The sequence below is a fragment of the Streptococcus sp. genome, assembly GCF_032481935.1.
In the GTDB taxonomy this organism is placed as follows: Bacteria; Bacillota; Bacilli; order Lactobacillales; family Streptococcaceae; genus Streptococcus.
In genome coordinates this window covers 12,287-34,969 of the sequence record NZ_JAWERU010000020.1, presented here as the reverse complement: position 1 = coordinate 34,969, position 22,683 = coordinate 12,287, and the positions used below count along the sequence as shown (strand labels likewise).

Sequence of the window (22,683 nt, the reverse complement as noted above, 5' to 3'; positions counted from 1 at the left end):
GGGAGCGATTTTTATCTTCACAGTGAGTCCTACTCAAGCCTTACTTTCTCTTCTTCTATATCAAGTTATACAGCTGATTGAAGGAAACCTTATTTATCCAAAAGTTGTAGGTCAGTCTATTGGTTTACCAGCTATTTTCACGCTTGCGGCTGCTAGTATTGGAGGCAATCTCTTTGGCTTACTTGGGATGATATTCTTTACCCCCGTATTTGCTGTTATCTATCGATTGGTTAAAGAATTTGTCGTTGCAAAGGAAAATCAGGTAGATTGAGAAAGACTGAATTTAATAAGATATACTAAGAAGAGAGTGAAAGATTCTCTTCTCTTTTATTTCTAAATGACTTGCTCTTGTTCTGTTGCGAAAATTTATGAATTCATAATAGCCCATTTTAATCTCTATGCGGATTGGCCATGTAATATGGGCACAAATTAGTATAGTTTAGTTAATTATAGACTAGCTCTGTACTGTAAAAAACAGTTGGTCTTATCAAATATTGCTAGCAATTGATTGAGAATAAATGATAAGTTTGATAAGGTTGGAAAACCTTTATAATGATTTGCTACAAAAAGTTATTTGACATCAAAAAAGCCTTATAAATCAAGGCTTTTTCCTGTTGTTTAGATGCCCCCTACATGGATTTGTAAGAACTTTTCATATTGAAAATAAACAAAAATGTTGAAATATAGCTGATTTTAGGGAAATACTTTTAGGTATTTTCAATGTCAGGATTTAAAAATGGGGCAAAAGTGGGGCAAAAATAACGAATGACTCATATAGGTTTCCTATTTGGTTTGAAAACCTATAATACCTAATGATTATGCTATACTAGATATATAGTGTTGTTATAAATAAATGTCAGTGCGAGATCAAATCGGGATACTGTCAATAATTATGTGTAAATACTCAAGTAGAGTTACGGAGTGTTAATCAAATAATTATTGACAGTATCGAATTTTTCTGGTAGAATGGCTTCGGTTAATATCTAAATGTTGTGTAGTTTTCTATCAACATAGTCAGGAGAAAAGGAACTTATGCTAAAAAAATTTAATGAATTGTCACTGAAAGATAAGGCTTATCTAATTGGCGGTTTGATCTTATTAGTCATTGTGATCTGCTTTGGTCTGCTCAATCGTCAAACAGTAACTGTCAGTCTTGTCTTTACACAACTATCTGCTTCCTTGATTTTGGTGATTTTTACTTGTCTAGTAATCGGAATCATTGCTGGTAGTGTTATTGGTATTAGCTATCACCATAGCAAGACTCAAGATCTGAGAAGCCGCATTGCTGAAGCAGAAGCGACTATCAATATAAAAGACAAGGAGCTTGTCCAGTACGAGGAACAGGTGCAACAATTAAAACAGGAAGCCAAACAATAAGTGTAGAAATCAAAAAGTTCCAGAGTCAGGTGAGACTTTGGAACTTTTTTGGGATAAGAGTGTCCCGTCTTAACAGAGCAGGTGTTTATTAGCAAGGATGAAGTCGATAAACCGTTGGCTGGCTAAGGGAAGAATACTCCTATCTGTAAAAGCAATAGAAAAAGGTCGGCAAATAGGTGGTTTGGTACTGCGTTGGACAATATTATAATTGACTTTCCGACTCAGAAAGATGCAAAAGATTTTCAGTTATTTTTCATTACACAAGTTAATGAAAAATAAACATATGTGGCTTTCGTGTTAGATAAAGACCTTATTTTAATTTATTCTAACTATTCTCAGGATAACGACATGAATTTGTAAGAACTTTTCATATTGAAAATAAACAAAAGTGTTGAAATATAGCTGATTTTAGGGAAATACTTTTAGGTGTTTTCACTGTCAGGCTTTAAAAACGTGGCAAAAGTGGGGCAAAAACGAATGACTCACATTTGGTTTGAAAATCTATAATACCTAATGATTATGCCATACTAGATATATAGTGTTGTTATAAATAAATGTCAGTGCGAGTTCAAATCGGAGGATAAAATGGAAAAACAAATTAATGAAAAAAAAGCCTTGGAAAACCAAGGCTTTTTTAATGCTATAAACTCATTAAAAGAACCCCCAGTTAGATTTGGAATATTTTTTATTCTGTGTCACATAAAAATAAATAAAATGAATGGCTATAGCTAGAGTAAAAATGGTTGCAATACTCAACACTGTTATAGGATTAGAAGCGAAAAGCAAAGAGAGAATCAAGGCAGCCAGATAGAGTGTCGCTTGAGCACAGTAGTAACTTCTCGGATAGCGAAGATAGTTTTTGTTATAGGGCCCATTTGCTAGGACAGCAGCTTGGAAGAGGCCAATTCCGATATAAAAGAAGCTGATTGCAACGAGAAGATTAGCCTCGGGATTCAGGAGATAACCCATCGAAACTGTCATCAACATAAGCCCGATGAAAATAGGATAGTGACTATAAATTACAAATAATCCCTTTTGACTAGATCCTTCATCAATAGCATGGTCAAATTCGCCAAAATAAAACAAGAACAGGGAAAGCATGATAACGAAATTGAGAACCGAATAAATCGAGAAATTCTCGACTGTAAAGAAGCTAGCTAGCCCAACAACCATCTCTCCAAACGTAATAATGACAAGAAGGGAGACGCGCTCGATTAAATGGGGAAGATTTACCTGGAAATGCTCATCTTTAGTAATCAAGAAAATTGGCACAATAAATGTTAGCAGAATACTAGCAATAAAGATATAGACTCCAACGTAAATAGGAAAAAGAGCTGCCAGATAGACTCCTAAACTTCCTAGACCTGTTAACCATAGAAAACCTTTGATACTTTCCCGATCAGTATTATCGGTTGATTTTCTAAAAAATTCAACCAAATATTGAAAAAATAAGGTAAGGGTCAATGTACCAACAGCCCAACAGGTATAATAGAACCATTGTTGCCAATTGTATCCAATCATATTGGACATAAAGAGCATAAGTCCCATGTTGATAAACATGATTACCATGTTAAATAACGAGTTTGTTCCATAGCGATTGGTATAAATGGTTTGAATCATCCAGGAATTGATGATAACCATGACAGAGATGAAGAAATCAAGTAAAGAATCCCAAGCCACAACACCGCTATGAAGAGGGTGAATTAAAGCAGTTGCTTTTGAAATTGCAAAAACAAACACTAGGTCATAAAATAGTTCTGAAAATTCTACACGTTTATGCTTAATAAGAGTTGTCATATTAATACCTTTCTACTTTAGAAATACAATACATTATAACAGAAAATGGTAATGAAAGAAAAGGATATGCTTAAATAATTTCATGTGGCGCGAATTGTCAAAACCTTGACTTCTTTTGTCATTTACTTGAAAAAGCAACCCTGACGAGTTGCTTAAAATCCTATTAAAAATTAACTGTGTCAGGATCATTCTGAGTTTTGATGCCTTGAATCTTATCCAAGACTGCCATATCTTCCTCTGATAAGTCGAAGTCGAAGATATCCAAGTTAGCTTTTATATTTTTAGGTGTCACAGACTTAGGTAGTGGCAAGAAACCTTTTTGAAGGCTCCAACGCAGAGCAACTTGTGCTACAGATTTACCGTTACGTTCAGCCACTGCTTCAACATCTTCATTTCCAAAAATGCTACCTGTACCTAGTGGACTATAGGCTTCAAGAAGGATATCGCGCTCTTGGCAATAGGCAACTAAGTCTTTTTGGTCACAACCTGGAGCCAAGAGGATTTGATTGACATGTGGCACAATTTCAGCCGTTTCAAGAAGAGCTTCTAGGTGATGTTGCATAAAGTTAGACACACCGATAGCACGCACCTTACCTTCTTTGTAGGCTTCTTCCATTGCCTTCCAAGCGCCTGCATTACCAGACTTCCAAGCATCATTCTCACGAAGCGCCTTTGGATTAGGCCAATGGATAAGCAAAAGATCCAAATAATCCACACCAAGTCTTTCGAGAGACTCATCGATAGAAGTCTTAGCCAACTCGTAATCGTGCTTATCATTCCAAAGTTTGGTAGTTAGGAAAATATCCTCACGTGCCAAATCACTATCAGCAATCGCCTTACCTACAGAAACCTCGTTACCGTAAATTTGTGCGGTATCAATATGTGTGTAACCCGCCTTAAGTGCGAAGCTAACGCTGTTATAGGCTTCTTCGCCTTCAGCAATTTGCCAAGTTCCAAAACCAATTTTAGGAATAGCAACCCCATTTGCAAGTGTATATGTTTCCATGATTTTCACCTTTTCTTTTTTTAATAGTACTATCTTAAATAAGATAAGGCAAAAATGCAAAGATTTGCTACGGCTATTATTATGAATAGTTCCTTACTTCTTTTTCCGATGTTCGTAACAGCCTTTGGAGATATTATTACTTGGGAAGAGAATGAATTTGTTGGTATTGTAAAATAAAATCTTCAAGACTGCGACATTATTATCAAGAGCCTGAAATATTTTCTTCAGTATTTAGATAACTCATATGTGACTGATAACTTTGAACTGGATTTATATAGACAGGCTGTGTTAAAACATGGTCCCTTGTCATATAACCAATGTTTCGGTTTTGTTCCTTTACTAGCATTAGGAGGCTTTAAAGATGTGGAACATATGGATAAAGTCAAAGTCCTGGAGCACATTTATCTCATGTACCAACTCACAGGCGGAGTGATGGACGATTGATAGAAAGGAACCACCTTCGAGGTGGTTTTTTCGACGAAAACGAGTGTGAGATAAATAACGAGTCTTTGGATGAGACTCGTTTATTTTGTGAATATAAACTTTTTGGTACAAAATTTGGTATAAAAAACAAAATGACAAGCAAAAAAGCCTTGGAACTCAAGGCTTTTTCCTGTTGATTTAGATGCCCCCTACATGAATTTGTAAGAACTTTTCATATTGAAAATAATCAAAAATGTTGAAATATAGCTGATTTTAGGGAAGTACTTTTAGGTATTTTCAATATCATGATTTAAAAATGGGGCAAAAGTGGGGCAAAGACGATTGACTCACATTTGGTTTGAAAACCTATAATACCTAATGATTATGCTATACTAGATATATAGTGTTGTTATCAATAAATATCAGTGCGAGACCAAATCGGAGGATAAAATGGAAAAACAAATTAATGAGAAAATTCGTGAAGTTGCACAGAGTGTTAATGAGACAATACCAGTAGCATGGGATAATCTTTTTATTAACATAAGTTTAGCTTTTGATGGAGGAGAGGTATATTATTTCTTTAATGAAGAGGGGAAAAATGAGTATATCTACAATCTATATATTCCAAAGCGGTATGGTATTCCTAATTTAGAGTTTCGGAATCAAGAAAGACGCACCTTTAGATTAGCTTGGGAGTTGAGAGAAATTTTTGAGAAAGAAGGCCAACCTTTGTGGACTTCTTGTACTATAAAAGTAATTGGCACGAAATTATCTGCTGAATTTGACTATGCACCTTGGAATGAAAGTGATTATAGTTCAGGTCAACAAATGGACTTTTTTGAATATAAATATCTCGGCAAGCAACCAGCGAATGAAAAAGAGCTTGAGCAGTTCAAGGCCATGGAAGCTTTCCAAAGAGAGCATAATGGGAAATAGCTATATCTAAAGAACAACCCACCTCGGAGGATAAAATGGTTCAACAGATGAATGATAAAATTGCATTTTTAAATCGATACACGTTGTCATCTAAAAATAAAGTAGAATTTATAACTGATAAATCAACGATTTTAAATGCACCGATTCCAGAATATTGGAAAGCAGCATTTCTAGCCGATACTTTGGAAGAATACTTGGAGCAATTCTACGCAGAATGGAATGCGAAAAAGTGATAATTAAAGAGACGAAAAAGCTGAGAATATGATTTCCCAGCTTTTTTGAATGCGATAGAAATAGCAACTAGACTATTTACGAAAGACCTCAATAATGTAGGTGAAGCCAGTAACTAAAAATGCAAAGGCAATGACATAAACGACAAAGACACCTGTAGCCACTGGATTGAACAGAATCACTAGACCTAGTAAAAATTCAAGCAAGGCTACCCACGTGATATTGCTACCAATAATAGGGAAAATCAATCCTAGACGATTGCCTTTAAAGAAAGCAATAATGGCTTCTACAATTAACCAAATTCCTACAATGGTCGGAATGACGACCGGCAGGGTCACAAAGCCATAAGCAACGAGGTAAAGAGCTAAGAGAAGACTAACAAATCCTTGGAAAAGATAAACAGGTGAGCGAAGCTCTTTTGGTGCAGAGAAATAGCCTAAAATAGCTGCTATAGAAGAAACCAGTAAACCAAATGAAATCCACCAGCTGTAAGCAACAAGATTAGCTACTGGGTTTGTAAATAGGAAAAGTCCTAAAAGGACAAAAACAACTCCTGCAAGGAATAGCAGTAAACGATTAGAAAATTTCATTTCAATACCCCCTATATAGTATAGTTTGCTAATAAAACTATTGTACTTATTTTTATAGAAAATGTCAATAAAATAAATAAACAATTTGGAAGTTTCAGTCTGACTTACAAAAAGAAAAGGAGTTTTCACTCCTTTTCACAGATTGAAGACAAAGTCCTTATAAAAGTGTCTTCTAAAGATTTTAACTTCAATCTGAAGCGAGGTTATCCTCGCTTTTTCTATTTATCAAACAATTCCTTATTTTCAATTAAGAGTTCTAGTGGAGATTTATCCCTTGCTACAATAAAACCAGGTTCATATTGGTTATGAAGTGTTCTTTTCTGAGAAGTTGGATCAATATACAACTCATCTCCATCTTCTGTGTATAGTTGGTTGCCTCTTGTTAAGTAAAGTAAATCCTCTAAGTACTGTCCATCAGTTTCTAGAAAATCTTCGATGTATTTGACAGCTTTTAAGATCTCACTTACTTTATCAGAGTATTCATTCGATTCAAGAACACTCTTTTCTAATTCAATCTCTTTACTAGTTCCAAAAAGTTGAGTTGGAGTTGCATTAAAATATTCTGCTATCTTATCCAAATTTGCAAAGGTAGGATAGCTTTTTTGTTTTTCATAATCAGAGATGTCTGGAAAGATTGCTCATAAAAAAATGTGGGGCAAATGATGGGGCAAATCAGTTATAGACAAGCAAAAAAGCCTTATAAATCAAGGCTTTTTCCTGTTGATTTAGATGCCCCCTACAGGGCTCGAACCTGTGACCCATAGATTAAGAGTCTACTGCTCTACCAACTGAGCTAAGGAGGCAAATAAAAAGCTGTATTGGTGCCGAAACTTCACGGTCTCGCTCTAACTGAAGCTGTTTCCGTGTGAGACGGCCTACATGCTGTTAGAAGACTTTTGTTTCCCTAATAATACAAAAAATAGTCGGTCAACACTTAAATGTGAAGTCGTACACCACAGCGTTTCTATGATTATATGATACCACTTTTTCAAAAAAAATCAAGGGAAAATTAAAAATTTTGAAAAGGATTTCATAAGTTTCGTAATTTATCAATGGTTTCCTTGCGTTGAGCCAGGGCACGTTCGTATTTTCCACTATCTTCTGGTGAGAAGTAGCTATGGTTGCGAATTTTTTCTGGCAAGTACTCTTGTTTGACCCAGTGACCTGGGTAGTTATGTGGATAGAGGTAGTTTTGGGCATTGCCTAATTCCTTGCTACCACTATAGTGGCCATCTCGCAGGTGACGTGGGATTGGTAGGTGACCTGAGGTTTTAAGGTCAGACAGAGCCTTGTCCATAGCTACATAGGCTGAGTTGGATTTTGGAGAAAGGGCCAAATCAATCACAACATTGGCAATGAGGATGCGGGCTTCGGGGAAACCGATCCTCTGTGCTGCATCCAGAGCAGTCACGGTATGAATCTGGGCTTCGGGATTGGCCAAACCGATATCTTCATAAGCAATAACAGTCAAACGACGAGCTAGGCTAGGAAGGTCACCGGCCTCTATCAAGCGAGCAGCATAGTGGAGACTAGCGTCCACATCTGATCCGCGAATAGACTTTTGAAGGGCAGATAGAACATCATAGTGTCCGTCTCCATCCTTGTCCATAGTAATGTAACTCCGTTGCAGACTATTTTCCATGATGTCAAGCGTGATATGACGTATACCTTTGTCATTAGCTGGAGTGGAGAGAACTGCCAAATCCAGCGAGTTAAAGGCAGAACGGAGATCACCGTTGGTAGATGTTGCGATAAAATCAAGGGCATCATCATCTAACTCAACAGGGAAATCAAAGCCTCGTTCAGGGTCAGTCAGGGCGATTTGAATGGCCTCTTTGACATCTTGGTTAGACAAGGGTTCCAACTCAAAAATCTGAACACGGCTACGAATGGCTGGCGTGACAGAAAAGAAAGGATTTTCAGTCGTCGCTCCAATCATAATGACCAGTCCACTTTCCAAGAGAGGCAAGAGGAAGTCTTGTTTAGTCTTGTCAAGACGATGAATCTCGTCCAGTAGCAGTACAAGGCCACCTGAGAATTTAGCTTCTTCAGCAATTTCTTGGAGACGTTTTTTACTATCAACAGTTGCATTGAAGGTTCGAAAGGCATATTTGGTCGTTCCAGCGATGGCCGAAGCGATACTGGTTTTTCCGATACCCGGAGGCCCATAGAGAATCATGGAAGACAGGCGGTTAGCCTCTACCATGCGGCGGATGATTTTTCCTGGGCCTACCAGATGCTCTTGACCGATGACCTGGTCGATGGTTTTGGGGCGCATACGAAGCGCGAGATTGTCTGGCATAGCAGTCCTTTCTAACATGGATTTTCTGATACGAATGTGGTAATATGGTAGTATCTATTTTAGCATATTTCCGAGTATTCGGGGCGATTTAAGAGTCGTATAGAAAGAGGACAACATGGCAACATACGGATTTTTAGATGTTTTACAAGAAGAGTTGGACAAGAACTTTCCTTTTGACTATGAGATTAGCTGGGACAAACGCAATCATGCAGTTGAAGTGAGTTTTCTGCTAGAGGCGCAAAATCCTGCAGGAGTGGAGATGCTAGATGAGGATGGAGAGGTGTCATCAGACGATATCCTCTTTGAAGAAGCGGTGCTTTTTTATAACCCTGCCAAGTCAACAGTTAATGCAGAAGAGTATCTCACAGTCATCCCTTATCTGCCGAAGAAAGGTTTTTCTCGTGAATTTTTAGCTTATTTTGCACTATTCCTCAAAGATACTGCAGAGGTTGGACTAGATGCCCTCATGGACTTTTTGGAAGACCCAGAAGCAGAAGAATTCGTCATGGAATGGAACCAAGAAGTCTTTGAAGAAGGGAAAGTCGGTTTGGAAGAAGGAGAGTTTTACCCTTATCCGAGATATTAGGAGTCTAGCATGGAGCTAGAGATTTCTGATTTCACAGGCTGCAAGATTGCCTTACTTTGTGGAGATAGTGTCCTAACTATTCTGCGTGATGACAAGCCCAGCATTCCTTGGCCCAATATGTGGGAGTTGCCAGGTGGAGGTCGTGAAGGGGACGAAACTCCTTTTGAGTGCGTAGCGCGTGAAGTTTTTGAAGAGTTAGGGATTCATCTAACTGAAGATAACCTGCTTGGGAGTAAGGTCTACCCAAGTATGCTTTTTGAGAGGAAGCAGTCGGTCTTTATGGTTAGTCAGTTAAGTCAAGAACAATTTGACAGTATCGTCTTTGGAGATGAAGGCCAGGGCTATAAATTGATGAGCATTGATGAATTTCTTGGCTCAGATAAGGTTGTACCTCAGTTGCAAGAGAGATTAAAAGATTATTTAAAAGTAAGTGATTAGAAAGGACGGTTCGGTTAAATTTCTAAACTGAACCCGCCCTAAACACTGTGCCAAAAAGATAAACTTCTCTTAAACATAAGTGTCTTAAGAGAGTTTCCTATTTTGGCTTTGTGTTTTATGGGCTTGGTATCTTAATTATGGAAACATGGCAAGAGTTAAAAGTAACGGTTAAGCGTGAGGGGGAGGAGCTAGTCTCTAACCTCCTGATTGAGCTAGGCGCCCAAGGGGTTGCAATCGAAGACAGCATGGACTATGTGGGTAATGTGGACCGCTTTGGTGAGATTTTTCCTGAGGTGGAGCAACAGGAAGAAATCGTGGTGACAGCCTACTATCCTGAAACGGTGGATGTGGCAGCGGTTGAAGCGGACTTGCAGGCTCGCTTGGCAGAATTGACAGATTTTATGGATCTGGGAGAGGTCAAGATGGGCACGACTGCCTTGGCTGAGGAAGACTGGGCCGACAACTGGAAGAAATACTATGAACCAGCTCGCATTACCCATGACTTGACCATCGTGCCATCATGGACGGACTATGAAGCGACGGCGGGCGAAAAGATTATCAAGCTAGATCCAGGTATGGCCTTTGGGACAGGTACGCATCCAACCACTAAGATGAGTCTTTTTGCCTTGGAGCAGGTCCTTCGTGGTGGTGAAACGGTGATCGATGTGGGGGCAGGTTCAGGGGTTCTTTCCATTGCTAGCTCTCTACTTGGTGCTAAGGAAATCTTTGCCTATGACCTAGATGATGTAGCAGTTCGGGTCGCTCAGGAAAATATTGAACTCAATCCAGGCATGGAAAACATCCATGTAGCAGCAGGAGACTTGCTTAAGGGTGTTGAGATTGAAGCAGATGTGATTGTAGCTAATATCTTGGCGGATATCCTCATTCATCTGACAGAGGATGCTTATCGTTTGGTTAAGGACGAAGGCTACCTCATCATGAGTGGGATTATCAAGGACAAGTGGGACATGGTGCGCGAGTCGGCTGAGTCAGCTGGATTTTTCCTTGAAACCCATATGATCCAAGGGGAGTGGAATGCCTGTGTCTTCAAGAAGACCAAGGATATTTCTGGTGTGATTGGAGGTTAGAATGCAACAGTATTTTGTCAAAGGCAGTGCTAGCTCACCAGTCACTATCGAGGACAAGGAAACCAGCAAGCACATGTTTCAGGTTATGCGCTTAAGAGAAGATGACCAGGTGACTCTAGTCTTTGAGGATAGCATCAAGCGCTTGGCACGCGTGATAAATGTAGAGGATCGTCAGTTTGAGTTGATTGAAGAACTAGCTGACAATGTAGAACTACCAGTCCAAGTGACCATCGCATCAGGCTTTCCCAAAGGAGATAAGCTGGAGTTTATTACTCAAAAAGTAACTGAATTAGGTGCTAGCCAGATATGGGCCTTCCCTGCAGACTGGTCCGTTGCAAAATGGGATGGCAAGAAACTGGGCAAAAAGGTCGAAAAACTAGAAAAAATCGCCCTCGGTGCAGCTGAGCAAAGCAAGCGGAATTTGGTCCCAAACATCACCCTTTTTGAAAAAAAAGCAGATTTTCTATCTCAGCTGGACCAGTTTGACTCTATCGTGGTAGCCTATGAAGAGTCAGCCAAAGAAGGCGAATCAGCAGCGCTCATACAAGCAGTCACTGGTCTTGAAAAAGGAGCCAAATTGCTCTTTATCTTTGGACCAGAAGGTGGTCTATCTCCTGCAGAAATTGAAAGTTTTGAAGAAAAGGGAGCAGTCCTGGCAGGACTTGGTCCTCGTATTTTGCGAGCAGAAACAGCACCACTTTACGCTTTATCAGCCCTTAGTGTTTTATTAGAATTAGAGAAATAAGAGGAAAAAGATGGAACAAAAACACCGTTCAGTATTTCCTGGAAATGAACTTTGGGACTTAACAGCCCTATATCAAGACCGTGAGGATTTCTTGCGTGCGATAGAGAAGGCGCGTGAAGATATTAACCAGTTTAGTCGTGACTATAAGGGCAATCTTCACACTTTTGAAGATTTCGAGAAGGCCTTTGAAGAATTGGAGCAAATCTATATTCAGATGAGCCATATCGGGAATTACGCTTTTATGCCTCAGACGACAGACTATAGCAATGAAGATTTTGCCAATATCGCCCAAGCTGGAATGGACTTTGAAACAGATGCCAGCGTAGCCTTGACCTTCTTTGATGATGCCTTGGTAGAAGCAGACGAAGAAGTCTTGGACCGTTTGGGTGACTTGCCACATTTGACTGCAGCTATTCGTCAGGCCAAAATCAAAAAAGCCCACTATCTTGGGGCTGATGTGGAGAGGGCCTTGACCAATCTGGGTGAAGTTTTCTACAGTCCACAGGATATCTATACTAAAATGCGAGCTGGGGACTTTGAAATGGCTGATTTTGAAGCCCATGGAAAAACCTACAAAAACAGTTTTGTGACCTATGAAAATTTCTACCAAAACCACGAGGATGCTGAGGTTCGTGAGAAATCCTTCCGTTCTTTCTCAGAAGGACTTCGTAAGCACCAAAATACAGCTGCGGCAGCCTATCTTGCTCAGGTTAAATCTGAGAAATTGTTGGCAAATATGAAAGGTTATGATTCAGTATTCGACTATCTTTTGGCTGAGCAAGAAGTAGACCGTGCCATGTTTGACCGCCAGATTGACCTCATCATGAAGGACTTTGCGCCAGTTGCTCAGCGATATCTCAAGCATGTTGCCAAAGTGAATGGTCTTCAAAAGATGACCTTTGCAGACTGGAAATTGGACTTGGACAGCGCCCTTAATCCTGAAGTGACCATTGATGATGCCTATGATTTGGTCATGAAGTCGGTAGAACCTTTGGGACAAGAATATTGTCAGGAAGTTGCTCGCTATCAAGAAGAACGCTGGGTGGACTTTGCTGCCAATAGCGGTAAGGATTCTGGTGGCTATGCGGCGGATCCATATCGCGTGCATCCTTATGTTCTCATGAGCTGGACAGGTCGTTTGAGCGATGTTTATACCTTGATTCATGAAATCGGGCATTCTGGTCAATTCATCTTTTCGGATAATCACCAAAGCTACTTCAATGCTCACATGTCTACTTACTATGTCGAAGCGCCGTCAACCTTCAATGAATTGCTGTTAAGTGATTACTTGGAACACCAATCTGATGACCCACGTCAGAAACGCTTTGCCTTAGCTCATCGCTTGACGGACACCTACTTCCATAATTTCATCACCCACCTCTTGGAAGCCGCCTTCCAGCGCAAGGTTTATACATTGATTGAAGAAGGGGAAACCTTTGGAGCAAGCAAACTCAACAGCATTATGAAGGAAGTCTTGACAGAGTTCTGGGGTGATGCTATTGAGATTGATGATGATGCGGCTTTGACTTGGATGCGCCAAGCTCACTACTATATGGGTTTGTATAGCTACACCTACTCTGCCGGTCTTGTAATTTCAACTGCTGGCTATCTCCATCTGAAACAATCAGAAACTGGAGCTGAAGACTGGCTCAATCTCCTCAAGTCAGGAGGTAGCAAAACACCACTTGAGTCAGCTATGATTATTGGAGCCGATATTTCAACAGATAAACCACTCCGTGATACCATTCAATTCTTGTCTGACACAGTTGACCAAATTATTGCCTATAGTGCCCAGTTGGGAGAGTAGGGGAATAGGCCGATTTTAGGAGAATAATATGAATAGAATAAAAAAATGGCTAGAGCAAGATCCCAAAAGAATGCTCTTTATCAAAATTGGTATAGTTTTGTTGGGAATCATTTTATTGATTGCCCTACCTACTCTCTATCTTGTTTTGAGTGGAGTTGGTATTTGGTATTTTGTAAAGAAAGCACCAGATATTCGAAAAAGAAATTTAATGATAGGGCTTTTCATTGTCAGTTTTGTTGCAGTTGCTCTCCAAACTCCAACAGTTACAAAGAAAACTTCATCTGCTCAGTCAGAAACTAAGCAGACTGTGACATCTACTTCTTCGACAGCTTCGACGACGGATACTTCATCTAGCATAGAGGATGCAAAACGAATCGAAGACGAGAAAAAAGCTAAAGAAAAAGCAGAAGAAGAGAGAATTGCTAAAGAAAAAGCTGCAAATGAGTTGCAAAAGAAAGGTGAAGCCTTAGTCAAACAATTGGAAGAAAATCAAGATGCGAATCAAGTGAAGTCTGCTAAAGAAACAGTTAATCAGATTGAAAATAACGATAAAAAGGCAGAATTGATCGATAGGATAAGTGAAGTTGAGTCATTAATTTCTCAAAAAGAAGAAGAGAAAAGAATTGCACGTGAAGCTGAGATTAAAGCCCAACAGCAAGATAGAATTGTTTATGTCGCTAAGAATGGGCAAGCGAAAGTATACTGGTATAACAAAGATAGAATGCCGTCAAGTACTAATAAAGCTAATGTTATTGAGATGACGGAGGCCGATGCAATTGCTGCAGGAAAAACTCCATCTAAAAAAGAATAAGATACAAAATCATTTAAGAACGGCTTTTTGATAAGTCATCAGAAATGTAGAAGTATTGAGGAAATTTTCTCCTAACTGATAATGAAAACTAACAAAAGAGGTTGGCTGATTTTTCCATTCAATTCTTGTCTGACACGGTTGACCAAATTATCGCCTACAGTGCTCGGTTGGGGGAGTAAAATCATAAAAGTGCAACAATAGAGTTATATTGTTGAGATTTTAGAATGACATTTATTTCATAAAGTTTGCCGAAGACTTTGTCTTCAGACTGTGCATCATTACAGATCTATCGGTTGGATTTTATATATCTTGTCGTGGGCGATTAGACTTGGGAAAATACTTAGAAAAGGACGGAGATGCTAGTGCGTGTCAATAAAAAACTTAGCTTGTTTATCATTGGAATTGCTATGCCGATTTTGTTTATGATCTGGAAATTCAGTCAACCTGTTCTTCCAAAAACTTATCAGGAAGCTGTTCAGTATACTAAAGCAATCAATATGAAAGAAATGCGCTCCAAACTTGCAAATGGCGACGAGTTTGTTGTCTATATTGGAAGAGAATCCTGTCCCTACTGTCAAAAGTTTGTGCCCAACTTGGCTCTAGCGATTCAAAAAAGTCACCAGACGGTCTATTATTTGGATAGTGCTTCTGATGAAAAGGAGGAGATTACAACCTTTGCAAAAGAAATGGATATCCAAACCGTTCCGAATCTTTCAGTCTATCAAAATGGTGGGAAATCACGCTATTTAGAGCAAGGAAGTTCCGCTAGTCTTGAAGAAATCCTTTCATTTTTAAAGAATGAATAGTTCTGAAGAATTATTATAAATGACAAAAAACGACTCCGAAAATTGGAATCGTAGAGATGACAAAAGAGGTTGGATTTTTTTCCAACCTCACTTTTTTAATCTTAATGGAATTGCATACCACCATCAACGATAATGGTTTGACCTGTAATGTAGTTTGAATCTGGTCCAGCAAGGAAGCTAACTGCTGCAGCCACATCTTCTGGTTCAGATAGACGTTTCAATGTAATATCTTTTGCGAATGTTTGCATACCCCATTCATCGTCTTTTCCTGCATTTTTTCCAACTTCATGAGCGATATCATACATCATCGGTGTTTTAACGATACCTGGAGCATAAGCGTTGACAGTGATACCTGACTCTGCTAAATCACGCGCCAATGTTTGAGTAATACCACGAACAGCGAATTTTGTACCGCCGTAAACAGTCAAGTTTGGATTTCCGACAACACCTGCTTGAGAAGTAGCATTGATGATTTTACCACCGTGACCAAGTGCTTTGAACTGAGCTTGAGCAGCTTGTGCTCCCCAAATCACACCACCGACGTTAATAGCAAATGTGCGAGCGAATTGTTCCTCTGTAATTGTATCCAGAGGTGTAGTAGGAGCGACACCAGCATTGTTTACAACAACATTCAAGTCTCCGAAATGATCGACAACTTTTTGGAAAGCTGCAGCAACTTCTGCTTGTTTAGACACATCAGCTACAACAGCAAAAGCTTTGTCTGCTGACAATTCAGCAACTGCTTTCTCAGCTGTTTCAGCGTTGTAGTCTAAAACTCCAACCTTAAAACCATCTTGAACCAAGCGTTTTGCGATTGCAAAACCGATCCCTTGACCTGCACCTGTAACGATAGCTACTTTAGACATATGATCCTCCTCGGTATCCGTGATACCATTCAAACGTTCATAAAAGAACAGCAAAAGGTTTATAAGTGAGTCGTGATAGGTTTCTAAAAGAAGTCCTATCACGTTTTAGTATACACCTTTGTGAAATTTGTGTCAAACAAATACTTGGTTTTTGAAAAAAATTAACCCTCTAAGAGTGAAAAAAATATCTGAGACTAACATATTTATCTCTTATAATGAAGATAGCTAGAAAAGAATGTTGTATAATAGATGTGTATGATTGGAGGTAGGCAGATGTATCCAGAATTGAAAAGAAAAGTAATAGAAGAAAAACCGAGTTATAGTCAAAAAGAACTCCAGTGGTTACTTGAGCACTTAGGGGATTCGAGTCCAGAAATTCGCGATGAATTGGTTTTTACCAGTTTGGCTAGAGGGATCCAAGAAGAGTTATTTACAAAGGAGCAATTTCAATTTATATCTGCTATGATTGTTTCTGATGGTGGCCTAGATAAAGAGCTTGATAAGCTAGGAGCTTCAACGCTTGACCGTTCTTTTAGAGCACTTATTTATGCCAACCTCTTATCAGCTGATGGCAATGAACATTCTATTTTTTATCAAGAACTAAAAACTGATATCAGAAATACGATGCTCAATCAAGGTTTGCACTACCTTGAAAAAGAAGAGGATACGACTGGTTTTTCAAGACAGTATGGTTGGGTACATGCTTTTGCGCATGGAGCGGATCTCTTGACTGAAGTCGTTTGTCATCCAGACTTTTCTGCAAGTAGACTTTATGAGGTGTTTGAGATCCTTGGTCAACTGTTTAAAAGAATTTCGATTCGATTTATAGATGATGAGGAATGGCGCTTAGCCAGAGTGCTTTACGAACCTATTTTGCAAGGCAAAGTGGATCAAGCGGCACTAATCTCTTGGATAAAGTCACTTGATTTCCCGATAGAAGAGACGGAAGATTTTTATAAATTTTCTAATTTCAGATCCTGTCTCTTAGAAGTCTATGTACAACTCGACCAGAGAAATAGTTTACAAGATGACTTGAAAGAAGCCATTCAATCTTTTCAATATTAGATTTCGACTATTAAATGTGAAAACTTACACAAAATTTCCAAGCACATTTCTTGAAACCCTTTCCTTCTTCTGATAGACTAATATATAGTTTGAAAAAAGGAGACTTATCATGAAAAAATTTGTTGCTGAATTAATCGGTACTTTTATGCTTGTGTTCATAGGAACAGGAGCTGTTGTTTTTGGAAATGGTGTTGAAGGTCTTGGACACCTTGGAATTGCTCTTGCCTTTGGTTTGGCAATCGTAGTTGCAGCTTTCTCAATCGGAACTGTTTCAGGTGCTCACTTGAACCCAGCTGTTTCTATCGCTATGTTTGTGAACAAACGTTTGTCATCTTCAGAGCTTGTAAACTACATCCTTGGTCAAGTAGTCGGTGCTTTCCTTGCGTCAGGATCTGTATTCTTCCTCTTGGCAAATTCAGGTATGTCAACTGCAAGTCTTGGTGAAAATGCCTTGGCAAATGGTGTAACTGTCTTTGGTGGTTTCTTGTTTGAAACAATCGCAACATTCTTGTTTGTTTTGGTAATCATGACTGTAACTTCAGCAAGCAAAGGGAATGGCGCAATCGCTGGTTTGGTGATCGGTTTGTCATTGACAGCTATGATCCTTGTTGGATTGAACATCACTGGACTTTCAGTAAACCCAGCTCGTAGCTTGGCTCCGGCTGTCTTGGTAGGTGGCGCAGCTCTTCAACAAGTTTGGATTTTCATCCTTGCACCAATCGTTGGTGGCGTTCTTGCAGCTCTAGTTGCGAAAAACTTCCTTGGAACAGAAGAATAATTGAAACTCAAAAAGCCTTGCTCCTCATGATGAGGAACAGGGCTTTTTCGTATCTTTTTATACTCAATGAAAATTAAAGAGCAAACTAGGAAGCTAGCCGCAGATTGCTCAAAGCACTATTTTGAGGTTGTGGATAAGACTGACGAAGTCAGTTACCTATATCTACGGCAAGGCGACGTTGACGTGGTTTTAAGAGATTTTCAAAGAGTATTAACGGTTGTCAATTTTCTCTGGATAGAGGTCATGTTGGAAGAGGCGTTGTTCTGCCAATCCTTCATACTTGGTTCCAGGTCTACCGTAGTTGTAGTAGGGGTCGATTGAAATACCACCGCGAGGTGTAAATTTTCCCCAGACTTCTAAATAGCGAGGGTCTAGCAAATTAACCAAGTCTTTCCCGATAGTGTTGATACAGTTTTCATGAAAATCTCCATGGTTTCGGTAGCTAAAGAGGTAGAGTTTGAGGGATTTTGACTCGACACAGAGCTTGTCAGGAATGTAGGAAATATAAATAGTTGCAAAGTCTGGTTGAGCAGTGATGGGACAAAGTGAGGTAAATTCAGGGCAGTTGAACTTGATGAAATAGTCATTTTCCACATGACGATTATCAAAGGATTCGAGGACATCTGGTTGATACTCGAAAATGTAGTTGGTTTCTTTGTTGCCCAGTAGGCTGAGGTTTTTCATTTCTTCTTGTTGTGACATGATTTTTTCTTTCTAATCTTAAACACCACGTTGGTTATCGTAGAGGAGGGTATGGAGTTGAGGAAGGACGCGGACATTGCCCCAGCTATCGTCGGCAGCGACACGTTCCCAGAGTTCTTTGAGGCGGTCCAGTTGATCTTGGACAATATTGCCTGTAGCTTTGGGCTCAGGATTTCCCGCCGATAAGAAGAGGACATCTGGTTGGTAGCGTTCTTGAATACCTTTGGCAAAGGCTAGATCTGCATCATCAAAGACAGGGATTTTAAAGGTGACTTTGTCTGGGTCTAGTTGGGAAACGATGAAATCCAAGGTCTCAAAGTTGACTTCCATCTTGGAGGAAGGAGGTTTAGGACTCAGAGTGACTTGGTCGATATCTTTTAACCAATTTTGCCAACGGGATCCCTGGGTCTCAACAGCCAGAGTGACCCCACGTTCCTTGAGTTTGGTGACCAGTTGAGCCATATTGGCTGCTAGGATAGCAGGATTTCCCCCAGATAGGGTTACATAGTCGTAGCTTCCTAGTTTATCTAACTCAGCGATTACTTCATCAGCTGTCATGCGAGTTGGTTTTTCAGAACCATCCCAAGTAAAGGCAGAGTCGCACCAGTCGCAGTGGTAGTCGCAACCAGCAGTGCGGACAAACATGGTTTTCTGGCCGATAGCACGACCTTCGCCTTGAAAGGTTGGGCCGAAAATTTCCAGAACTGGTAGTTTGAGGACACGTTCCTTAGTCATCTAACCACTCCCGTCTAAACTCTGCAAAGGCAGTCGGAGTTTCATAGAGGCGAACATATTCCAAACGGAGACCGCGCTCGTCTGGCAACTCTTGGCTCATGGTTTGGAAAATCCAGTAAACCATATTTTCAGCAGTTGTATTCATGTAGGGAAGGGTTTCATTGAGATAGCGATGATCCAAGTGGGGCTCTAAGTAGTCCTTGTAGATAGCTTTGATATCCCCAAAATCATAGGTCATACCTCTATCATCTAAAAATCCACTGACAGCGATTTGCAGATGATAGGTGTGACCGTGTAGGGATTTGCATTTTCCTTCATAGTGAAAGAGGTGGTGGGCAGCATCGAAGGTAAATTCTTTTGAGACTAAGGTTCTGTGAGGATTGTAGACAAGAGATTCCCCAGTTTCTTGTTTGATTTCTTTGGGGGCAAAAAACATCAGGCCTCTCCTTTCTGAGAGAGATAAACCTCTAAACCATGTTGGCGTAGATGGCAGGCAGGACAATCCCCACAACCAGTACCGATAATCCCATTGTAGCAGGTCAAGGTCTTCTCACGAACGTAGTCAAAGGCACCGAGTTGGTCAGCTAATTCCCAAGTTTCAGCCTTGTCTAGCCACATGAGAGGCGTTTGGATTACAAAGTCGTAATCCATGGCAAGGTTGAGCGTGACATTGAGTGATTTGACAAAGACATCCCGACAGTCAGGATAGCCTGAGAAGTCTGTTTCGCACACTCCTGTCACGATATCCGTAATTCCACGCTGCTTGGCAAGGACTGCAGCAAAGGACAGAAAGAGATGATTGCGACCGTCAACGAAGGTATTAGGCACCTCTCCTTCTTTTTGCTCAATTTCTAGATCTGAAGTCAAGGCATTTTCAGTAATTTGTCCTAGCAGAGACATATCTAGGATATGATGACGAATTCCTTGTTCCTCAGCGATTTCTTTGGCCACTTGAATTTCGAGATGGTGGCGTTGGCCATAGGCAAAGGTAACGGCTTCTACCTTTTCATAGTGTTGCTTGGCCCAGAAAAGGCAGGTTGTTGAATCTTGACCGCCGCTAAAGACGACCAAGGCTGATTGACGTTTCATAGTACTCCTTCCAAAATGGGAAATGTTCAAAGCACGCAAAAAGCTCCCTAGAGGGAGCTAAAAAATACCAAGTAGAGGTTTTTTTTAGCGATGGCATGTCCCAAACATCGTGATATTCTAGTTACAGTCTAGCATATTTTTTGAAAAATGGCAAAGGGCAAGAAAAAAGAGGCCAAGTGAATGCACTTGGTCTCTCCTTTGATTAGCTTAATTCAGCAACGATAGCTTTGATTTGTTCTGCTGTGTGAACACCAGCAACTTGTTTAACCACTTGTCCATCTTTTTTGAAAAGAAGAGTAGGAATAGACATGATTCCAAATGAACGAGCTGTGTTAGGATTTTCATCAACGTCCATTTTAACGATCTTCAAGACATCTTCTGAAAGTTCTTCAGACAATTTGTCCAAGATTGGACCTTGCATACGACATGGGCCACACCAAGTTGCCCAGAAGTCTACCAAGACCAATCCGTCTTTAGTTTCTTGTTCGAATGTTGCGTCTGTAATTGCTTTTGCCATAGTATTTCTCCTTTTTAGTTATATTGGCTTAAATCTTGTTTCATGAGATAGAAGAAAACATCTCCATAAGTCCCATGGTAGTCCAAATCATGCCCCTTGTAGGTTACTTTTTGGACGGGGTAATAGTCTGCGACACCAATCAGGCAGGCATGTTGAGAACGTTCAAATTCATCGTATGACTCAAAGGTCATGGTTCTCTCTTGCTTGCTGGCATCAAGATAGGTGATTTCAATCATAGGATTCTCCTTTGCTAAATCATGTTTTCATTTTACTCCTTGAAAAAAGGAATGTCAAGAAAAATGATTGCGCACGCAAGTTTTTTAAAAAAATATTTTAGGCTAACCAGTTTGATTTTCTTGCTAAGCTTTCTTCAACAGCTGTTTGTAAATAAGCCAAGGTAGTTTGGCCTTCGCTAGTCAGACAGATAAAACTAGCTCGCTTGTCCTGGTCGCAGCATCTCCGACTAAGTAAACCACAGTTCTTTGCTTCTAGACGAGCCACCATTCGTGAAACAGCACTCGGGCTCAAGTGGAGTTTATCTGGCAAGTCGATTTGTCGAAGGGATTTTCCTTCAGCTTGATTTAGAAAGTGCAAGAGGTAAAATTCCTTGAGTGTCAAGGCTTGTTCACTCTGCTCAGCGATGGTCTCTTCTAAAATAGCTTCTATTTCCACTTGCCTACGGTTGAAGTCAAACCATTTTTCTAAGTAAGTCATGTCCATCTCCTTTCCCTCTATAATAGTATAATCATACTAGTGCATCTATGATGCTTGCGCACGCAATTAGTATACACCTTTTTGGCTTGGATAGCAAGAAGGATGTTTCTTATATATTTCCTTGAAATTTTCTGAAAAAAGAGTAAACTGGTATGCAGAAAGTCTATTTGTGGAGTTTACAATGAAGTTATATGTTCAGTTAATGATTCTCTTTGTGATTTCTTTAATCGGTGAAGGAATCTCCAGTTTTTTTCATTTGCCCATACCAGGAAGTATCATCGGCTTGATTATTCTGTTTCTAGCCTTGCAGTTCAAGTGGCTGCGCATTCGCCATGTCAACATGGTGGGGAATTTTCTCCTAGCCAACATGACCATTCTTTTTCTCCCTCCTGCGGTTGGAATTATGGAAAAGTTTGATGTGATTGCTCCCTATCTCCTGCCGATTGTTTTGATTGTCTTTTTTGCAGCAGTAATCAATATCATCTTGATTGCGCTTGTGGTTCAATTTATAAAAAAACGCTATGAAGGTGACTACGAAGAAAGAGGTGCTAAATGAGCGAATTTGTATCCAATCCCCTATTTGGGATTGCCTTGTCAATCTTAGCCTATCTTGGGGGAATGATGATTTTCAGACGCTATCCTCATCCCTTAACGACTCCCTTGTTGCTGTCAGCTATTTTTATAATTATCTTTCTAAAGGTAACTGGCATTTCCTACCAAGATTACTACCAAGGTGGGGTTTATCTTAATAACTTGATTGTTCCTTCAACAGTGGCTCTAGGAATTCCCCTTTATAAGAGTTTCCACTTGATGAAGCATCATGTCAGAAGTATCTTGCTGGGTAGCTTTCTAGCTGTCATCGTCAATACCACTTTTACTGCTCTAGTCGCAAAAATCTTTGGCATGGACTTTTTCCTAGCTATTTCCCTCTTTCCTAAGTCAGTAACGACTGCTATGGCAGTAGGGATTACAGAAAAGTTGCAGGGCTTGACTACCGTGACCCTAGTAGTTGTAGTAGCGACGGGGATTTTGACCAGTGTTATCGGACCAACACTTCTAAAATGGCTAAAAATAGACGATCCAGTAGCTGCTGGATTAGCTCTGGGAGGAACAGGGCACGCCGTTGGAACTGGAACGGCCTTTCGCTATGGACCAGTTGCAGGTGCTATGGGAGGACTAGCAATCGGTGTTACAGGGATTCTCTATGTATTTGTAAGTCCGATCGTAGCTAATTTGATCTTGAGTTAACGCAAAAACCCAGCTCTAGTAGCTGG

General features: G+C 40.0%; 28 protein-coding genes, 1 tRNA gene and 1 pseudogene. 16 read left to right on the top strand and 14 right to left on the bottom strand.

Features of this window, described 5'->3' with window-relative positions; all coding sequences use genetic code 11:
* Together E7C97_RS05520 and E7C97_RS05515 are read left to right on the top strand one after the other, a co-directional pair.
* The coding region (locus E7C97_RS05520) for an AI-2E family transporter (RefSeq protein ID WP_316108397.1) at positions 1 to 271 on the top strand (271 nt) is incomplete at its 5' end.
* 761 nt (positions 272 to 1,032) lie between these two features.
* Positions 1,033 to 1,377, top strand: a complete 345-nt coding sequence (locus E7C97_RS05515) for a lipopolysaccharide assembly protein LapA domain-containing protein (RefSeq protein WP_004250751.1) — start codon at positions 1,033 to 1,035, stop codon at positions 1,375 to 1,377.
* Positions 1,378 to 2,028: 651 nt separating this feature from the next.
* On the opposite strand, the gene E7C97_RS05510 is transcribed toward E7C97_RS05515, so the two are convergent.
* Positions 2,029 to 3,174: a low temperature requirement protein A gene (locus E7C97_RS05510; RefSeq protein ID WP_000209242.1), complete on the bottom strand. Its 1,146-nt coding sequence runs from the start codon at positions 3,172 to 3,174 to the stop codon at positions 2,029 to 2,031.
* 163 nt (positions 3,175 to 3,337) lie between these two features.
* Positions 3,338 to 4,180 (bottom strand): aldo/keto reductase, encoded by an 843-nt coding sequence (locus E7C97_RS05505; RefSeq protein WP_316108396.1) that lies wholly within the window; start codon positions 4,178 to 4,180, stop codon positions 3,338 to 3,340.
* A 102-nt stretch (positions 4,181 to 4,282) separates the two neighbouring features.
* On the opposite strand from E7C97_RS05505, the pseudogene E7C97_RS05500 reads away from it, so the two are divergent.
* The 3 genes and pseudogenes from E7C97_RS05500 to E7C97_RS05490 all read left to right on the top strand — a co-directional run.
* Positions 4,283 to 4,624 (top strand): annotated as a pseudogene (locus E7C97_RS05500) (T6SS immunity protein Tdi1 domain-containing protein); the annotation flags it as partial.
* Between the two features lie 429 nt (positions 4,625 to 5,053).
* Positions 5,054 to 5,539 (top strand): immunity protein YezG family protein, encoded by a 486-nt coding sequence (locus tag E7C97_RS05495; RefSeq protein ID WP_316108395.1) that lies wholly within the window; start codon positions 5,054 to 5,056, stop codon positions 5,537 to 5,539.
* Between the two features lie 35 nt (positions 5,540 to 5,574).
* Positions 5,575 to 5,772, top strand: a complete 198-nt coding sequence (locus E7C97_RS05490) for a hypothetical protein (RefSeq protein WP_260471300.1) — start codon at positions 5,575 to 5,577, stop codon at positions 5,770 to 5,772.
* Positions 5,773 to 5,844: 72 nt separating this feature from the next.
* Here E7C97_RS05490 and E7C97_RS05485 read toward each other — a convergent pair whose 3' ends face one another.
* The 4 genes from E7C97_RS05485 to E7C97_RS05470 all read right to left on the bottom strand — a co-directional run bounded on the left by E7C97_RS05485 (position 5,845) and on the right by E7C97_RS05470 (position 8,662).
* Positions 5,845 to 6,360, bottom strand: coding sequence for a DUF308 domain-containing protein (locus E7C97_RS05485; protein WP_125335713.1), 516 nt, complete (start codon positions 6,358 to 6,360; stop codon positions 5,845 to 5,847).
* Positions 6,361 to 6,578: 218 nt separating this feature from the next.
* Positions 6,579 to 6,995 carry a helix-turn-helix domain-containing protein gene (locus tag E7C97_RS05480; RefSeq protein WP_233331986.1) on the bottom strand — a complete coding sequence of 139 codons (417 nt, stop codon included), beginning with the start codon at positions 6,993 to 6,995 and terminating at the stop codon, positions 6,579 to 6,581.
* Between the two features lie 95 nt (positions 6,996 to 7,090).
* Positions 7,091 to 7,163 (bottom strand) — tRNA-Lys (locus E7C97_RS05475).
* 227 nt (positions 7,164 to 7,390) lie between these two features.
* Positions 7,391 to 8,662, bottom strand: coding sequence for a replication-associated recombination protein A (locus E7C97_RS05470; RefSeq protein ID WP_254731458.1), 1,272 nt, complete (start codon positions 8,660 to 8,662; stop codon positions 7,391 to 7,393).
* A gap of 115 nt (positions 8,663 to 8,777) precedes the next feature.
* Between E7C97_RS05470 and E7C97_RS05465 the strand changes: the two genes are divergently transcribed.
* From E7C97_RS05465 to E7C97_RS05435, 7 genes are all read left to right on the top strand, one after another.
* Positions 8,778 to 9,248, top strand: coding sequence for a DUF3013 family protein (locus E7C97_RS05465; protein WP_075229765.1), 471 nt, complete (start codon positions 8,778 to 8,780; stop codon positions 9,246 to 9,248).
* A 9-nt stretch (positions 9,249 to 9,257) separates the two neighbouring features.
* Positions 9,258 to 9,686 carry an NUDIX hydrolase gene (locus E7C97_RS05460; protein ID WP_004250760.1) on the top strand — a complete coding sequence of 143 codons (429 nt, stop codon included), beginning with the start codon at positions 9,258 to 9,260 and terminating at the stop codon, positions 9,684 to 9,686.
* Positions 9,687 to 9,823: 137 nt separating this feature from the next.
* Complete coding sequence (gene prmA, locus E7C97_RS05455; RefSeq protein WP_125391595.1) at positions 9,824 to 10,774, top strand: 50S ribosomal protein L11 methyltransferase; 951 nt, start codon at positions 9,824 to 9,826, stop codon at positions 10,772 to 10,774.
* A gap of 1 nt (position 10,775) precedes the next feature.
* The gene (locus E7C97_RS05450) at positions 10,776 to 11,519 is read left to right on the top strand and encodes a 16S rRNA (uracil(1498)-N(3))-methyltransferase (RefSeq protein WP_316108394.1); all 744 of its coding nucleotides are present in this window, start codon (positions 10,776 to 10,778) and stop codon (positions 11,517 to 11,519) included.
* A gap of 10 nt (positions 11,520 to 11,529) precedes the next feature.
* Positions 11,530 to 13,326: an oligoendopeptidase F gene (pepF, locus tag E7C97_RS05445; RefSeq protein WP_316108393.1), complete on the top strand. Its 1,797-nt coding sequence runs from the start codon at positions 11,530 to 11,532 to the stop codon at positions 13,324 to 13,326.
* Positions 13,327 to 13,354: 28 nt separating this feature from the next.
* Entirely contained in the window at positions 13,355 to 14,137 is a 783-nt protein-coding gene (locus E7C97_RS05440; protein ID WP_316108392.1) for a deoxyribonuclease, read from the top strand.
* 356 nt (positions 14,138 to 14,493) lie between these two features.
* Positions 14,494 to 14,943: a thioredoxin domain-containing protein gene (locus E7C97_RS05435; protein WP_398581238.1), complete on the top strand. Its 450-nt coding sequence runs from the start codon at positions 14,494 to 14,496 to the stop codon at positions 14,941 to 14,943.
* A gap of 101 nt (positions 14,944 to 15,044) precedes the next feature.
* Here E7C97_RS05435 and E7C97_RS05430 read toward each other — a convergent pair whose 3' ends face one another.
* Complete coding sequence (locus E7C97_RS05430) at positions 15,045 to 15,809, bottom strand: (S)-acetoin forming diacetyl reductase (RefSeq protein WP_000048146.1); 765 nt, start codon at positions 15,807 to 15,809, stop codon at positions 15,045 to 15,047.
* 273 nt (positions 15,810 to 16,082) lie between these two features.
* Here E7C97_RS05430 and E7C97_RS05425 point away from each other — a divergent pair, with 273 nt between their 5' ends.
* Together E7C97_RS05425 and E7C97_RS05420 are read left to right on the top strand one after the other, a co-directional pair.
* Entirely contained in the window at positions 16,083 to 16,874 is a 792-nt protein-coding gene (locus E7C97_RS05425) for a DUF2785 domain-containing protein (RefSeq protein WP_316108390.1), read from the top strand.
* A 109-nt stretch (positions 16,875 to 16,983) separates the two neighbouring features.
* On the top strand, positions 16,984 to 17,652 hold the full coding sequence (locus E7C97_RS05420) for an MIP/aquaporin family protein (RefSeq protein ID WP_049495341.1): 669 nt from the start codon (positions 16,984 to 16,986) through the stop codon (positions 17,650 to 17,652).
* 210 nt (positions 17,653 to 17,862) lie between these two features.
* Here E7C97_RS05420 and queF read toward each other — a convergent pair whose 3' ends face one another.
* From queF to E7C97_RS05385, 7 genes are all read right to left on the bottom strand, one after another.
* Positions 17,863 to 18,354 (bottom strand): preQ(1) synthase, encoded by a 492-nt coding sequence (queF, locus tag E7C97_RS05415; RefSeq protein ID WP_004250766.1) that lies wholly within the window; start codon positions 18,352 to 18,354, stop codon positions 17,863 to 17,865.
* Positions 18,355 to 18,372: 18 nt separating this feature from the next.
* A complete protein-coding gene (gene queE / locus E7C97_RS05410) occupies positions 18,373 to 19,089 on the bottom strand; it encodes a 7-carboxy-7-deazaguanine synthase QueE (RefSeq protein ID WP_060955237.1) in 717 nt (238 codons plus the stop codon).
* Positions 19,082 to 19,525 (bottom strand): 6-carboxytetrahydropterin synthase QueD, encoded by a 444-nt coding sequence (gene queD, locus E7C97_RS05405; RefSeq protein WP_000464566.1) that lies wholly within the window; start codon positions 19,523 to 19,525, stop codon positions 19,082 to 19,084. Before queD ends, queE begins: the two co-directional genes overlap by 8 nt.
* Positions 19,525 to 20,178 (bottom strand): 7-cyano-7-deazaguanine synthase QueC, encoded by a 654-nt coding sequence (gene queC, locus E7C97_RS05400; RefSeq protein ID WP_000828781.1) that lies wholly within the window; start codon positions 20,176 to 20,178, stop codon positions 19,525 to 19,527. Before queC ends, queD begins: the two co-directional genes overlap by 1 nt.
* A 202-nt stretch (positions 20,179 to 20,380) precedes the next feature.
* Positions 20,381 to 20,695 (bottom strand): thioredoxin, encoded by a 315-nt coding sequence (trxA, locus tag E7C97_RS05395; protein ID WP_001029584.1) that lies wholly within the window; start codon positions 20,693 to 20,695, stop codon positions 20,381 to 20,383.
* Between the two features lie 14 nt (positions 20,696 to 20,709).
* Positions 20,710 to 20,931: a DUF4649 family protein gene (locus E7C97_RS05390; protein ID WP_049508973.1), complete on the bottom strand. Its 222-nt coding sequence runs from the start codon at positions 20,929 to 20,931 to the stop codon at positions 20,710 to 20,712.
* A gap of 97 nt (positions 20,932 to 21,028) precedes the next feature.
* Positions 21,029 to 21,409 carry a MarR family transcriptional regulator gene (locus tag E7C97_RS05385; protein WP_316108389.1) on the bottom strand — a complete coding sequence of 127 codons (381 nt, stop codon included), beginning with the start codon at positions 21,407 to 21,409 and terminating at the stop codon, positions 21,029 to 21,031.
* 181 nt (positions 21,410 to 21,590) lie between these two features.
* Here E7C97_RS05385 and E7C97_RS05380 point away from each other — a divergent pair, with 181 nt between their 5' ends.
* Complete coding sequence (locus E7C97_RS05380) at positions 21,591 to 21,965, top strand: CidA/LrgA family protein (RefSeq protein ID WP_000781321.1); 375 nt, start codon at positions 21,591 to 21,593, stop codon at positions 21,963 to 21,965.
* Complete coding sequence (locus tag E7C97_RS05375) at positions 21,962 to 22,657, top strand: LrgB family protein (RefSeq protein WP_001288931.1); 696 nt, start codon at positions 21,962 to 21,964, stop codon at positions 22,655 to 22,657. The genes E7C97_RS05380 and E7C97_RS05375 overlap by 4 nt, the downstream gene beginning before the upstream one ends.
* The last annotated feature ends 26 nt before the right edge of the window (positions 22,658 to 22,683 follow it).